Source organism: Rhodococcus sp. P4_F5 (genome assembly GCF_056401315.1).
This window is the reverse complement of record NZ_JBFUJP010000015.1, coordinates 1-15,028: the sequence shown is the minus strand read 5'-3', so window position 1 is coordinate 15,028 and position 15,028 is coordinate 1. Positions and strand designations below refer to the sequence as shown.

The following is a 15,028-nucleotide window of genomic DNA, read 5'->3' as shown; positions in this document are numbered from 1 at the left end:
AGCATGACTGCACACGTGATCACTGGCCTGAGTGCACTGACCGCCGATCGGCCACCTGTCCTGCAGAATCGGGCAGATTGGCCGCTGCTCAGGCGCCGCGATTCGGAGGATGCACCGCCCTGCGGGATCGATGGCGACAATGTCCGTCTCGCGCGATGGGTTAGCTCGATCGGGCCTATCGAAACTTCGGATATTCAGGCCATTGAGCGTGACATGCGCCTGCTTCTCGAACACAACGCCAGTGCAGTGAACGCGAGTCGGCGGTGGCTCGCCATCAATGGCGCGTCACTCATTGGGAAAACGCAGGCTACGACGGCTGCGATGCTTCGCGTGCATGACAGCCTCCTGGGTCATTCACACGAGCCAGGCAAAGGTCTTCGGGCGGAGCACATTCCGGTCATCTACATCAGCGACGTTGGCGCAAAATGGCCGTCACTCTTGCGGTCTATCGCCGATTTCGCGGGCATACCCGTCACTCGCTCTTCGTCCGGTGCAGACACCCTCAGGCAGTTGCGAACGGTACTGCCGCGCCTAGGAACCCGAATGATCGTCGTCGACGATGCACACATGCTTCGGCGCGTAGGTGCTGCCCGCGACCTGACGGACAATCTCAAAATGACGCTCGACGCACTTCCTGTGAGCTTCGTCTTCGCCGGAGCTGGGCTCGAATACAGTGCCCTCCTCAAACGCACGGATCGCTCCGAGGACGAATACTCCGCGGCCGTCCAGCTTGCCGGACGAATGTACCGGTACAACCTGGAAACGTTCAGCGACACAGACAAACCGCAAATGCGTGCTTGGCATCGCCGGATAGGCAAGCTGATCAAGCGACTCGAACTCATCGACGGGCTCGACAGCACAGAGTTGCGCGACTCGACCTTCATCGCAAACCTCTTTCATCTCTCTGGCGGACGCACCGGCATGTCACTGGACCTTCTCAAGGACACGACTATCGCCGCGATCACCCAGCGGCGCAGTCCCACCGTCTCCGACCTCATCGCAGTGTCCAAGAGGAGGGGATCAGTGTGATACCGATCCAGGCCGATCTACTCAATGACGAGTCAATCGACTCTTGGCTCGAATACCTCGCGGATCTCAACGGCTGTCTGCCACGACTTATCACGGGCTACAAGGATGTACTCAATCAAGACAGGGCCCTGCCGTTGTCCCGCAGCATCGACGACCTCACACTCCTTCGAATCGCCGACAACACGGGGATGAGTCCTGATCGACTCAGCGATGCGACATTGCGTCGATACCGGCCAGTCGGCCTGGCGAACGTGCCAGGCCGCGCCTCGGGGGAGGGCACGTGGTCCCAAGTGCGAGGATCTGGGTACTGCCCAAAATGCCTCAGCGACGGCGGACTCCGCTGGAAGCTGCCCTGGCATCTTCGCTGGTTCAATATCTGCGACGAACACCACACCGTCCTCGCCGACAGGTGCCCGTCGTGCAGCACGACAGCGCGCAACGCACGCACTCACCATCCACGAACTATCAGGTCCAACGCTTCGGCATGGCGTCTTGAGCGATGTACCTACGGTTGTGCGACGGAGATCCTCGCCAAGAGCGTCGCACACACGATCGATGAGGACTCCGCTGCATACCGGACACATTCATGGCTCACAACGCTGCTGCAGGCCGGCAGCGCCGAAGCCGCCTACTCCAACGGCGAGTCCCTGCCTGCAGTGAGCATCCTCACCGATGCCGCACTTCTCACCCGCCACGCACTCAACGCCATGACGTATACCGACGGTGTCGGGTCGATCCCCGACAGCCCCGATCCCGGGGATTGGACGCAGCAACTCACCGGTTCGGATTTCGTCAGCAAGCCAACTGGCCGCAGTGGGGTAGCGGCGGTTACGACGTCGCAGTTTCTCATCGCACAGACCGCAGCGATCAACATCCTCACCACTTCCTACAGCGGTCGAGATCTTCTCGGTACCTGGATGTCCGAATCTCGGATCAAACAAGTCATCGGACACCTAAAGCGTTCACACGGAACCCGCACCACAGCTCACCTGCAGCGACTTCTCGGTTGGCGCCGGATGCCGTCTGCGGGAACGACGTCGAGCGACCGACTCGGGCGCCGACGAACTCAGCACAGCGCCAGGGCACTGGCCCACGCCACACCAGAGGCCATCGATCCGATGAACCTGCCGTCCTGCATTTGGAGACCTGTTCGAGACCACGCGCCTGAGGCGCCCGACCGGGTCGCGCGACTCCTGCCCCTCACCATGCCCATCGCTCTCGCTGCAATGGGACGCAAGGTCGACTACGGCAGGCTCGCCGCCGAGTTCGGCCTCGACTATGGCACCGACGAAATCCGCTATGCCCTGAACCATCTGATCAGCAATGAGCATGGGACCAAGATGTATGACTATCTTCAAGGCCTCCATGCACACCTGCGATCATGTCCACCGCCGATTGACTACAGGCGACGACGTCGTCTATTTCCTGCCCCTTCCGATATCGGCCGCAACCACACCAGGAGCCTGGCCCGCGCGGCCGACGCATACCTGACCGAAGCCTTCACGTGGAAGATCCGGCGCTACATCTGGCAGCTCCTCAGCGGTAGCGACCCGCTGGTGACGTACGGCACGGCTCTGCTTCACGGCCCGGCGGCCTACAGCTATCGCAAATTCGTCATGACGATGCCGGCCGATCTTCAAGACAAGGCTGGCGAAGTGGCCCAGCGGCTATTGCTCAAACACCGGATCGGCGAACCAATCAGCTACACACCGGAATTCAATCTTCACACCGGAACATGGGCACCCCGCGGACGCGAACAACGGTACCTCCCTGACATCGGCCGCAGCGACCTTCGACGAACAAGCCTGTCACTCACACTGGCTGCCTCCACCGCCGGCGACCCCGAGGAACTCCTCCATCTCGCCCTCGCCGGCGAGAAGATTGCAGCGCTCCGACTGTGGCACTTCGTCGCGAGCGTCCAATACGGGACTGAAACCGAGGCTGCCACCGCATTGGGGATCCGGCAACCTCAGCTCAGCCGTGAGTACCGGTATCTCTCGCGCTCACTCGGATCTGACATCTTCGTGTTGGCCACGCGCTCACAGCCACGAAGGCTCACCCCGACCGGTGTCGCGCTGCATGACGTCGCGCGGACCTACATCGACCGCCTCAGGGACATCGCTGGACTCGAAGCCCTACCCCCAACATAACGAACTCAGTACGCGTCAGGCCGGCAGTAGTCACCCGACTGCCGGCCTGACATATTTGCTACCACTTCAACGAACGGGTTACGGGACCCACCACATACACCCGACAGCATCGATGATGCTGTCCGAACAATCGGTGGCGCCTCATGCTGTGAGGTGCGTTGTCTCAACCTGAGACAAAACACCAGGTGCTTGTCTCAAAATCTCACCATGTCCGATTTTTGTCTCATTTTCGGGCGATGGCGGCAGTTGTCGAGATGCAGCGAAGACTAGCGGGACTCGCCGGTGCAGTTTGACTGATCTCGGGCGTGTCGAGGGGACTCGCTAATGTAGGTGCAACGAGCGGAGCTGAACGCAGCCGGCCGAGCCTGCAGGCCGCGGGTCGTGCAGTGCCGCCGAACAACGCCTGGGATGCTTCACGGTGATGCTGGGACTGCCCCGCTCCCGATTTTGCTTCTCAGACGCTCCTGCAACCTGCGTCGCCAGGAACCGCGCTGGTGGGCGGCTTGAGTGTTCAGCTGTGCGGGCGTCTCGTGCGAGATGAACTCGTCGTGTGAAAACTGCGGCGGCGCAAGAACAGGGGGAGTGGATCCGGCGTGAACGGCCTCGAGGTGCGCGCAGACGCCGGCCAGGATCGTGACGTCGGACCGGTTGTAGGCGATCAGCCGGTCCTTCAACACACCATCGCCGGTCTCTCGATATGTCCGCCATAGGCTGTCTGCCATCATTCCACCGCCTACATCGGTGTCGATGGCAAGCCCGAAGTACTCGGCGACCTCTTTGACGCCTCGGCGCGTAATCGGGAGGAACAGAGCCTTTTTCGCCCACTGGTGCAGATCGAGGTGTCGTGATTCGAGGGTCTCGAGGAAGGCCGCGGCGTCGAAGGACTCCGGCATCGGGTAGTGCTCGATTACGCGTGTCAATGCCGGGAGGTCAGCTGATGTCCCACCCCAGGTGACAACGGGAAGATCCGGATACTTGGCCAGGAATCCTGCGAACTCGGCGATCAACGCCCCCTGTCCGGTCTCGTCGGCGAAGGCCGTGATCCGGTGCGGACCCTCCACGCCGACCGCGTGCGCACACAACAGCCACACCACCCATGGCGCATATGACTGGTACTCGAGGTCGAAGGCGATGAACCGGCCGGGCAGCGAATCATGCTGGCCGGAAGTCAGTTTCGAGGAGTTCGCGATGAACACTCGCGCGTGTTCCCTCCAACCGTCGATCGTGTCGTCGGACGGCCTCCGACGTCGGCTGGGGGCCAGCGCCGACCGGATGTCCTCACGCGAAAGATCAGCGAGCTGCCCAACCGTGTTGACGCCGCCGACKACCAGGGCCGCGCCGGTGCTGGGGCCGATCCCGCTGATGACCCTCACGGGGGCCGTCCGGCGCGCGGCCGGGTTCTGAGGACGCGGGTACTGGCGGCATACGGTGCAGTCACACCAGAACTGCTCGACGCCGTCCGTGAGAGCCGAACGCGCCCGCGTGGCCACCTCGCGCACCTCCGCAAGTACTTCCGCGGGGATGTCGAGTCGGATCGGGGCGCTCCGGCCGCCAGCCCCGTCAGCAAGCTGGAGCCACCCGACCGGATCGGCCCGCGGGACGAGGCGGTATGGCTCGAGGAGCAGCCAGTAGAACGCCAGCTCGAACAAATCGGACAGCTGGTGCTGTGTCCGGTGCTTGATCTCGAGGGGCTGGAGTTCGCCCGAGGCCATGCTGACTCCGTCCGGTATTCCTCGGAAGCGCAGGTCCCGGTTGACGAAGAGATGGTCAGTGAGCACGAACGTGTCGGTGGCGAACAGATCTGCAATCGCCACCGGCTTGCCGTCGTCGTCGACGATCGGGGTGGCCTCGGAGCGCGCCGCGCGGTCGAAGCCGGTACCCGCCTCGATGACGGCGCGCTCGCTGGTACCCACCGCCGCGGACTCGGCGACGTCGCCGCTACGAAGGAGCACGAAACCCTGCCTGCAACGCAGGAACTGAGTCAGATCGCTCTTCGTCAGCCAGTCGGGTGCGGCAGTGGATGGCAGCGTCACCAGCACACCCTAGAACGACAGCGCTATCGGTCAGCCGTCAAGATTGACAGCAGACCGCACCATGCAAAGTAGTTAGCGTCGCGGACCGATTTCCGAAACTCGACTGCCAATGTCATCTACACGAATGACACACCGCGCGTGCATGAATCACCCCGAGCGGGCGACACACCAGTCGCACTCGCGTCGACGCCGGCTGTACTCGAATCGTGAACTACAGTCCGTGATGTCCACAGACCGTCCGAAAGAGGTATGCACGCATGCCGGCCCGCTACTTCGCGCCAATCGCGGTGATCGATGATGTCAAGAATCACACCAACGTGGTTGTCTGGCATGTCGACGTCGGGCACACCGCCGCCTTCGGCGCTCCGATGCCCCGCATGTCCGGCGCCGGGTGCTACTCGGTCGAGGAGCTGCACCCAGACCGCGCGCGATACCTGATTGCCGAACGGCTCATTGTGTTGGCGGGTAGCGCTGCTGACGAACAGCGACTTCAGGCCGCGCGCCTCGCCCGGGCCGAGGACAGACGAATCGACATCCTCACCGAACTCGAATTTCTCAAGATCACATCACCAGTGTGAACCGACTGGTATATCGCGGTTCATCATTCAACAAAGCGCGCCCTGCGCACCCGAGCTGAAAGACTGGCCTTGCAACTCGAGAAGATCCGCATCGAAAACTTTCGTGCACTGAAGAATGTCACCCTTCCCCTGTCGAAATTTGGATGCCTGATCGGCGAGAACAACGCCGGCAAGTCATCGGTCCTGCACGCACTGCACCTCGTCCTCACCGGCAACACACCCCGGAAGGTCGACATCCACGACCACCACGATTCCTCTTTGCCGATTCGAATCGAATTGACGATCAACGGAATCAACAACGAGGACCTGGCACGGCTCTCCGACTCTCACCGGGCGAGCTTCGAAGCAGACATCACCGATCACACGATCACCCTGGTGCGTATCGTTCCACCCGGCGAGAGCAAATCGTCGCTGAAGATTCTCAAGCTCGGCCCCATCGAGGATCGCTTCATGGACGAGGTACTCACTCCCGTCATGACGGGGAAGAAGAACGAGGATCTTCGGAAGGCAGTGGTCGAGCTGATCCCAGAGCTCGAACTCACACTTCCTCCGAGACCCACTCTGAAAGGGATCCGTGCGGCGCGTGACCAGATCGTCGCGGACCTTCCCCCCGAAAAAAAGATGCCTCGGGACGAACCGCTCGGCACCGGCATTGACGCCGCCATCAAAGCCTTTCTCCCCGAACCGCTCTACATCGAAGCCGTCAAAGATGTTGCCACCGAACTGAAGACGAGCGATACCGCCACCTTCGGCAAACTGCTCAAGATCCTGCTCACCGAGGTTTCTGACCAGTTAGAGGGCATCGAAGAACAGTTCTCGGACATCCAGCGAAAGCTCAGCAGGGTGTTCGACGCATCCGGAAACCCTACCGATGATCGTCTCGAGCAGGTCAAGAAGATCGAGAGCACCATCGAAGGGTTCGTCCGCGAGAGCTTCCCCGACATCGACCTGAAGATGACCGTCCCCATCCCCGAGATCAAGACCATCGTCGCCGGCGCCGAACTCACCGCAAACGACGGGCACGAAGGTTCCATCGTCAGCAAGGGCGACGGGTTGAAGCGGGCCGTGACCTTCGCAATTCTTCGCGCATACAACGTTCTGCGCCACGAAGGGCTCGGCGACTCTGAACCTAAACACACCGGCGGCCCGAGCTACCTGCTGCTGTTCGAGGAGCCGGAACTGTATCTGTACCCGTGGGCACAGAGGCAGCTCTTCCAAGCACTCGAAGCGTTCGCCAAGGATCACAGTGTCCTCGTAACGACGCACTCCCCGGTCTTCTTCAGCCCCGAGTCGACGAAAACCTTCACCAAACTGCGCAAGGTCTCCGAGGCTGGGAGCACTCCCTACACGAAGATCACCCCCGTAGACCTGGGCACTTCCTGGACGGCCCGTGATGCCTTCCAGATCATCCGCCACGAACACAACGAGATTGCCTTCTTCGCACGAGCGGTCGTGCTCGTCGAGGGCGACAGCGATGCCGTCGTTCTCACCCACCTCGCCAGCTTGCTCGACCCGAAATGGAACCATATCGACCGCAACATCGCGTTCGCCCGGACCGGCGGGAAAGGGAACATCGAGAAGTACCGCACCTTCTTCGAACACTTCGATATCCCCGTGCACGTCGTGTGCGATCTCGACGCCCTCATCGATGGCTTTGAGAAACTCACCGCGACAGAGGAAATCATCAAGATCCGGCAAACCTTGATGGCGGCCGTCGATCGCAGCCTGCTCACACCCGCACCGGATATCACGGCGAAACCAGCCAACAGGCTTTCCGCCCGTGGAGATGCCCGGAGCAACTGGGTCAAGGCGAAGGAAGCGTACGAAAGCGGGGCGCAGGACAGTGCCGCGTGGACGACGCTACGCGAGGCCATGGACGGCTTCTTCACCTGGCACCGCAAAGACGAGAAACTCAGTTCCCTCACGGGAACCGATCCGGACATCGCGTCATGCAAGCGCGCGCTCCTGGACGCCCTGCGCGGCGAAAAGGTCCATGTCCTGTCGCGCGGGGACCTCGAGGCATACTGCGGCGACACCGGGCGCTCGAAAAAGGTCGCGCACGCTCTCGAATTCTGCGAAAAGACACCCGACCTGACCTCCTATCGAGCGGTCCTGGCAGATCAGGCAGACAACATCGTCGGAGAACTCACCACCTTGTTCAGCAGCATCTTCGCCGAACCCCCCACACAATCGATCCTTGGTAACAGTAGCGACGAGCCCGGTGGCACACCGATCGAACGAGTAATCATCCCCCCACCATTCAATGCGCCCACAACCGCGGGAGGAACGACCGCAGCCGCACAAAACTGATCCGCCCAGCTACAAACGGCGAACGGCACGTCGGGAACTGGCTGTGCAATGCCGACGCGGTGAGCGTCAGCAATGATGCGTCGACCCCACCAGTCCTGGCAGATGCAGCCAAGCTCGCCGTACTCGCCCAGCTCGCGGGCGAGTACGGCACACCCAACGTCGAACACCGAGTCCCGACGTACATGCAATTGTCATCGCTATCGGGGTGGCGGCATCTCGCCTCCAGAACTGATCGGATGCCGCAGCAGCGGAGGAAGACCTACGCCCCGCCTTAAGATCGGGGCGAATTTGGGCTACCCGTCGGCCCAGTCGCATCGCCGGTGGGCGACGAAGAGGCAGGCGGGGCCGCTTTCTCCGCGTTCCACCGGCCGATCATCAACGGCTTGCAGAGGGTAACCCCGCTCAGGTGGCCCGGGGGGGTACGCGCGACGAGCGGCGCACCGCACCCGGTCTTTCACGCCGGCGCCCCGCGCACGTGGGTACCGGGACGAATTCACCACCGGCTCTCATGTCAAGCGGTCCTCTACGGGGTCAGATCCAGGGTGATTACAGATGGTTCCTCTACGGGGTCACCAATCTTCCGTTGCCCTTCGGAGCTCTGCCGACATCGACCAACTCTTCAGCGATACGAACGACGAACCCCCGTTCTAACCGTCTCCTTGACGGGCGAAAGGCTCCACTCAAGGCTGGTAGTCGCCGCGCGGTTTCTTCGAGATAACCAAGTTGTAGTCACGGTCGTCGGTCCGTTCAAGGCTCACGTAGTAGCCGATGTAGTTCGTCTCGCGGAGGACCTGGCTGAGCACTCCCCAGTGAATCACCGTAGGGACGTTGCCCTGTCCGGAGATGCGGCCCGGATCGTGGCTGACCCTCAGGTCCTGCACGCCGAAGTCTCCGCCGTCGATCCAGGTGCGGAATCCGACCTTGACCTCTTGCTCAGACTCCTTGCCCTCGGTCGGGGTCCAGGGGAGCCCACCGAAGAAGTCGTCCCGGAAGTAGACCTTGTGATCAATAGGAGCGTCTTCCTGGCTCAGGCGAAGGTTCCCGGTCGGGTTGCTCTTGGCTGACTTGACTTGCTGCGCCGCGGTGTGGTCCAGCTCCTTCACCCAACGACGCTGGATCCGATCGCTGGAGAGCGGTGGATCGTTCGACGGGGCGGGGGCGACTCCAGGCGATACTTTTTCGGCCGGCTTTGGCGACGGCTTGGCCGGAGCGATCTTCGCGCTCAACCGAGGGAGCTTCCTGAGGCCGACCAGGACGGGCTTGAACAGCCCACTGATGGTGGCCACGATGGTGCTGTCGTTGTCTTCCGGGGTGTCAGACCTGCTCTTCTGGACACGCTTCGCGCGGGTCTCGGTCCCAAGGACAATGTCGCTGCTGGCCTCCAACTGCGTGATGAGCTCTTGTGTCAGGGGCAGGCATGAACTGATCTCAGCGATGAGCTTGTCGAACCACTCCTCCACAGTATCGGTGACGTCCTCGCCTTCGTCGGCGTCCCAGTCGACCCACAACGACGATTCGTAGTTCCAGCCGAGCCCACCGGCGGTGAGATTGCTCGACCCAACCAGAAGCGACCGTCGACCGGAGGACGATGCGAAGTAGACCTTGGGGTGGAACGTGCGCCGAGGGTCGTGGAACACGTAGCTGGCATCAGCGGCCTCCAGGGCGAGTTCCAGGCCTTCCTTGGTCGCGCCGCCCTCGCTGACGCCGAGGATCAATGTGATGTGCCCGCCTTGGTCGCGAAACGCGCCGAGGGCATCCCATACGCGGCCCAGCCCTGACTTCTTGGCCCACGCGACGGCGATCTTGATCTCAGTGAAGTCGTTGCTCGTCGCGTGCTCAACGAAGTCGACCAGGTTGAGTTGCTGGTCGAACGGCTGGCCCACGAAGCGGAGTCTCATGAGGCTCAGAATCGCACAGGCCGGTGTAGCGCTGCCCTTCCCACATGGATAGGGTCCTACTTCAGACTCTGAAGTAGGAGAAGAATTGCGTACCCGAGATGAAGTGAGCGACGACAAGCTCCGCGGTGGGTTCTACTCCCCCGACCTCCTCGTCGACCTGTGCATCAAGCGCTCGGAGGCACTACTAGAAACCCGCACCAACATTAGGGTCCTCGAACCTTCAGCCGGGGACGGTGCGTTCCTCAGAGGTCTCGCGCGCAGTGGGCTGGTCCGCGACGTGGCGCATATCGAAGCTGTCGAGGTCCTCGCCTGCGAAGCACAGAAGGCCGCGCAGGCGCTTGACACATTGGACCTGCCCGGTCGGGCGCTTCACGAGAACGCCCTGCGCTGGGCGCAGAGTGCGGCGCAGGACTTCGACCTCGTCCTAGCTAACCCGCCGTTCGTGAGGTTCCAATTCATCTCTGAAGAGGACAAGCAGCGCGCTAGGGCGATCAGCGCTGAGTTGGGGACCGCCGGAAGCTCTGTCTCGAACCTGTGGATCCCCGTGTTCCTGTTGTCGCTGGCGAAGCTGCGCGACGGAGGGGCCTTCGCGGTGATCCTGCCGACAGAGTTCCTGACCGGGGTGTCCGCGAACGCAGTGCGCAACTGGCTGCTCGCCAACACGACCGATCTGACGATCGACCTGTTCAAGCCGGGCTCGTTCCCGTCAGTCCTCCAAGAGGTCCTGATCCTCAGCGGTCGGGCATCCAAGCGGCCGGCGGGCCAGATCTCGACTGTTCAGTTCCACGACCATAACGGCGGAACGCGCTCCTGGTCGCACTCGATCGACCCCGGCATGGGGACGTGGACGAGCTATCTGCTCACGCCTGACCAGAACAAGGCGTTCACCGACGCGCGCTCCGTCCTCGAGGTGCAGGCGCTAGGAGCCGTCGCCCGATTCAGCGTCTCGACTGTGACCGGCGCCAATAGCTACTTCTGCGTAAACTCCGAGGTAGTCGAGGAGTTCGACCTCTCGGAGTGGGTGATACCGCTGCTCCCCAGGGCTCGCCACGCCGAGGGCGTGGTCTTCGACAAGGACGACGAACAGGCGCTGGATGGGGCGGGTCGTCCCGCTTGGATGCTTAGCTTCTCAGCCGACAAGTCGTCGCCGGAATCGCACGCGGGCGCTCGTCGATACCTCAAGATCGGCGAGTCGCAGGACATCGACAAAAGGTTCAAGTGCCGTGTACGTACGCCCTGGTATCGCGTCCCCGTCGTACCGGCGGGGGAGTTGCTCCTGTCCAAGCGCTCGAACCGCTTCCCCCGAGTGATCTCCAACCACGCGGAAGTGGTTACGACTGACACGATCTACCGAGGCCAGATGCTCCCCGGAGCCCCGATCACGGCCGACGACTTCACGGCCACGTTCCACAACTCGCTCACCATGCTCTCCGCCGAAGTCGAGGGGCGGAGCTTTGGCGGCGGTGTGCTCGAACTGGTGCCGAGCGAAGTCAGTTCGCTACGAGTGCCCGTCGTCCCTGGGGCAAGATCGGAGATTCCCGCGCTCGACCAGATCTCCCGGCAGTCTGGCGACCCGGAAGCGCTGATCCGTGCGACCGATCAGACGCTCTCTCGCATCCTCCCCGCACTCAACGCCCAGATGCTCAGCTCCCTAAGTGACGCTCGCATGGAACTCATGGACCGCAGACTTCAACGGACGCACTCAAAGTTCTACAGCTAGCTGACCGCACGCGAACCGAACGGGTCGGCGCGGTTGTGCAAAGGAACATTCCTGGTCTTGCAAAGTATTGTGAGGATCCCCTCAGATCCGGAACTTCGGCTTGATGGCACGATTCGATAGGTCATTCGGCATCCTGAGCGCTTCGGCATCCTCCTCGAATTCGTCCCAGAACCGAGGAAGGCAACCAGTGTGGAGCCGAGCAGCTCGCGTACCGCCTCGACAAGCTCGGGCGGGGCACCGTGTCCACTGCCGGGACCGCGTGACGCAGACCAGAATGCGATGGTCACGATATGCATTCGGCGCACCGTTGACCGTCAGATTGAGTCAAGTCAGGAGGCCGCCACATGACACACCCCGAAGACGATGCCGCGAAAGCCCCTCTGCTCCGGGCCATCGCTCGCCGACGTCTCGCCGACCTCGAGCTCAACCGCGCGATCGTCCGGGCGTTCCGCGACGGCATGTCGGAATCCCAGATCGGTGCGATCGTTGGCACCCACTCCGAGGCGGCCATCCACCGAATCCTTCGCCGGTGCTCCGAGGATCCGTCCATTCTCGCCGAATCGCCCGCCGAAGTGATCGATCAGCGGGCTGCTGGCTTCATCGGGGACACGCTGATGATGGAGAGACTCTTGAGTTGGCCCTACTCATTCGGTCACACGGTGGTCATCGACGGCGTCCCCACCGATGCGTACGCCGGTGGCGACTGGGACGAGGTCGAGCGGGCCTACTACTGCGGCCGCCTCACCGACGCAGAGTTCGTCAAACTCGCCGAACAGAACAAGGCCCACCTCGGCCGTGCCGCACGACTGTGACGAGGCTCCCGGCCGCCCACGCGATACTCGACCGCCGGCCCGCACATTCGACGCCCGAGAATCGCCAAGTCTCAGTCCCACAAGGACCTTCGCCGCTGGCCATGCTCGCCAGTGCCGACATGACAGACCTCACGGCACGATCGCCCTGTGGGGCGCACACAGGTGTTCACCCAGTGAGGCCTGTTGCGTTCACTTATGGAGCCGCGGACAGAATCGGAGCTCGGATTCCCAGCCGGCCACGCGTGGTCGGCCAGATTTGACGGATCCTCGATCCGATCGATTCGAGGGGCTGGGCGGGGCATGGTGAGGGAGGTGCGGTTCTCGTGTCGGCGGCATCGGTGATTCCGCCCAGGACAACAGGAATTGGCGACAAGGGTTGGCAACAGAGATTGGCAATCCGTGTGCGAAGCCACTTGGTGGATCGGTCAGGACCAACCAGAAGTGAACCAATTGCCGAAGGTGAGTCATATCGACTCCCCTCGCGCAAGCGTTCGCAGCGCTCGCCCGAGCTCCTCCGGAAGCGTGTCACGGAACACCCGGTACGCGGCCTTCGATTGTCTGGTCACCGGGGGGATCCAGGCCGGGCTGGTGTCCAACCACCCCTGTCCAACTTCGCACCACATCCACGTGACTGCATAGGGGAGCGCCGCGGCACGACGCCGGGGATGAGCCATCCGAGACCACTTGGGAAACCAGGTGTCGGAGGACCGAGCTAGGTCGCGGACCCGTCGTTCGAGTGTCCGATAGTCCCTGGTAGGAGATAGGTCGGCAGCGGCAGAGCGGGTTGCCGCCGCGAACTCCTGTGGGCTCACGACCAGCCGCGTGCTCGCTGCTCGAGACGTACGCCGGCCAATATCCGGGTCGAGCCCGATACTTGCTGCAGCCGCGGACCAGGTCGATCCAGGTTGTCGTGCTCGTGCGAGGCACAGGGAGGCATACAGCCTCCCGGTGCTCTCTTGCGTTGCCAGCATTCCGACGAAATGACGCCTATAGGTGCGTTCGTCGATAAGTTGGGGGATCGCCGACAACGGCAGTTCGATCAACACGTCCTGGTGGTCGAGTTGGAGACCAATGTGGCGGCGGGCCGATAGCACTTGAACGGCAAGCTGACTCAATACCGGACTCATTGCGGTCCGATTGACGAGCCAACCTCTCGGCCCTCCGGGAACTTGGGGGATCAGGTCGAACCACTCGGTCAAACGTTTCACCGCTGTCGATGGGTCGTGATTGGACAGTATCGAGTCCGCCTCCGCCAGCGCTTCACCACGGGTGACGGGACTCGTCGGAGGCTGAATACCCCACCGCGGACCTCGAAGCTCAGTGGCTCGAGCGGCCGCTTCGACGTGAACCCCTCCCGCCCAATCGACGAACTGGTGCGCGTAAGGCCGGGATGCGAGGTGGAGCAAAAGGGTGGTCAGGTTCCTGAGCTCGGCAAGGAATTCGGCCGGTGCAAGGAGTCCGTCGAGCACTCTCGTTTCTCCACCACCGATGGCGTTCGAAGCCCGGCGGGCGGTGCGAATCGCGCCACCGGATGCGGGTATTCCGGCCTCCGCCAGAATTGAGTGCCGACAGTGAGCCGAGACACCGAGCGGGTTCCCGCACGGCTGGCTCGTGTCGAGCTCTCGACGGAATGGATTGTGTCGTCGCGATCGAAAGCGATCTCCGCAGCCGGCGCACTCTGCGATCAGGTAGGTGCCATGCTCGATACACACCGTTGAGGTCGGAAGTCTCCACGACAGCTGCCAGATTCCGTCGTGGGACAGACACATTGGGCACACTTGCGTCCCGTGCTGCGGGAACCAACCGCGGGACGAAATGGTTCGAAAGCTGGACCGGGCGAGGGGGTCGAACCCGTCCAGATTGAGCGGGGTACCGCGGTCGTACCTCACCAGTGTCGAGTTCTTGACGTCGGGGCCGGTCAATCCGGTGAGATCCACTATCCGGTAGACCATCTCGCGGCTTGGCCGAATGAGCATGAACGCTGCGGACGGAGACGAAGCGTCTCGTTCCTCGGTGAGCAGTCGGAAGAGGTCCTTGGTCATGAGGTCGTTGGCCAGTGCGACCCGCTCAAGATACGAATCCAGCGATTCGCGTGGGTCGATCGGTATGCGGGCCGGCAGCATCGACTCAGGCTCTCCCCAAGGCCATATGTCGCTCATCGACAAGATGCCGGTTGGTGAACCGATTTCCGGGCCCGACCCGCGCAATACCAGCGGGCCGCGAGGTGCAAGACATGTGAGCTGCGGTGCTTGATCGCTGCGAGACGTCCGAGGACCCAGCCGAGGGATTCACCTCGTCGATCTGCAGGCGTCCTGGAAAGCCCATCAGTCCATGATCGCCGATTGCGCTCAGGCGCCGGCAGGAATCGAGTCCTTACGCAGTATTCCGCTTCGGAACTGGACCTACCGCACCTGCGCGTCGCGTCCTGCGAGTGAGGTCAGCATCCGCGTTGCACAATGCGGCGGCGTTCCTGYGGAGGGTGAGGCGCCCTTCTGGGT

At 62.4% G+C, this 15,028-nt stretch carries 9 protein-coding genes; 6 read left to right on the top strand and 3 right to left on the bottom strand.

Annotated features, from left to right (window positions below; genetic code table 11):
• Positions 1–3 precede the first annotated feature (3 nt).
• Together AC1DU4_RS09065 and AC1DU4_RS09060 are read left to right on the top strand one after the other, a co-directional pair.
• Positions 4–1,029 carry a TniB family NTP-binding protein gene (locus AC1DU4_RS09065; protein ID WP_477839074.1) on the top strand — a complete coding sequence of 342 codons (1,026 nt, stop codon included), beginning with the start codon at positions 4–6 and terminating at the stop codon, positions 1,027–1,029.
• Positions 1,026–3,179 carry a TniQ family protein gene (locus tag AC1DU4_RS09060; protein WP_477839071.1) on the top strand — a complete coding sequence of 718 codons (2,154 nt, stop codon included), beginning with the start codon at positions 1,026–1,028 and terminating at the stop codon, positions 3,177–3,179. Before AC1DU4_RS09065 ends, AC1DU4_RS09060 begins: the two co-directional genes overlap by 4 nt.
• Positions 3,180–3,592: 413 nt before the next feature.
• Here AC1DU4_RS09060 and AC1DU4_RS09055 read toward each other — a convergent pair whose 3' ends face one another.
• Positions 3,593–5,218 (bottom strand): ribonuclease H-like domain-containing protein, encoded by a 1,626-nt coding sequence (locus AC1DU4_RS09055; protein ID WP_477839069.1) that lies wholly within the window; start codon positions 5,216–5,218, stop codon positions 3,593–3,595.
• Positions 5,219–5,469: 251 nt separating this feature from the next.
• On the opposite strand from AC1DU4_RS09055, the gene AC1DU4_RS09050 reads away from it, so the two are divergent.
• Together AC1DU4_RS09050 and AC1DU4_RS09045 are read left to right on the top strand one after the other, a co-directional pair.
• Positions 5,470–5,790 carry a hypothetical protein gene (locus AC1DU4_RS09050; protein ID WP_477839067.1) on the top strand — a complete coding sequence of 107 codons (321 nt, stop codon included), beginning with the start codon at positions 5,470–5,472 and terminating at the stop codon, positions 5,788–5,790.
• Positions 5,791–5,859: 69 nt separating this feature from the next.
• Positions 5,860–8,100, top strand: coding sequence for an AAA family ATPase (locus AC1DU4_RS09045; protein ID WP_477839065.1), 2,241 nt, complete (start codon positions 5,860–5,862; stop codon positions 8,098–8,100).
• 680 nt (positions 8,101–8,780) lie between these two features.
• Here AC1DU4_RS09045 and AC1DU4_RS09040 read toward each other — a convergent pair.
• Entirely contained in the window at positions 8,781–9,983 is a 1,203-nt protein-coding gene (locus AC1DU4_RS09040) for a high mobility group family protein (protein ID WP_477839063.1), read from the bottom strand.
• Positions 9,984–10,101: 118 nt separating this feature from the next.
• Here AC1DU4_RS09040 and AC1DU4_RS09035 point away from each other — a divergent pair, with 118 nt between their 5' ends.
• Both AC1DU4_RS09035 and AC1DU4_RS09030 read left to right on the top strand, forming a co-directional pair.
• On the top strand, positions 10,102–11,718 hold the full coding sequence (locus AC1DU4_RS09035; protein ID WP_477839061.1) for an Eco57I restriction-modification methylase domain-containing protein: 1,617 nt from the start codon (positions 10,102–10,104) through the stop codon (positions 11,716–11,718).
• Positions 11,719–12,062: 344 nt separating this feature from the next.
• A complete protein-coding gene (locus tag AC1DU4_RS09030) occupies positions 12,063–12,530 on the top strand; it encodes a winged helix-turn-helix domain-containing protein (protein WP_477839059.1) in 468 nt (155 codons plus the stop codon).
• Positions 12,531–12,994: 464 nt separating this feature from the next.
• Here AC1DU4_RS09030 and AC1DU4_RS09025 read toward each other — a convergent pair whose 3' ends face one another.
• Entirely contained in the window at positions 12,995–14,653 is a 1,659-nt protein-coding gene (locus AC1DU4_RS09025) for a TniQ family protein (protein ID WP_477839057.1), read from the bottom strand.
• Positions 14,654–15,028: the final 375 nt, after the last annotated feature.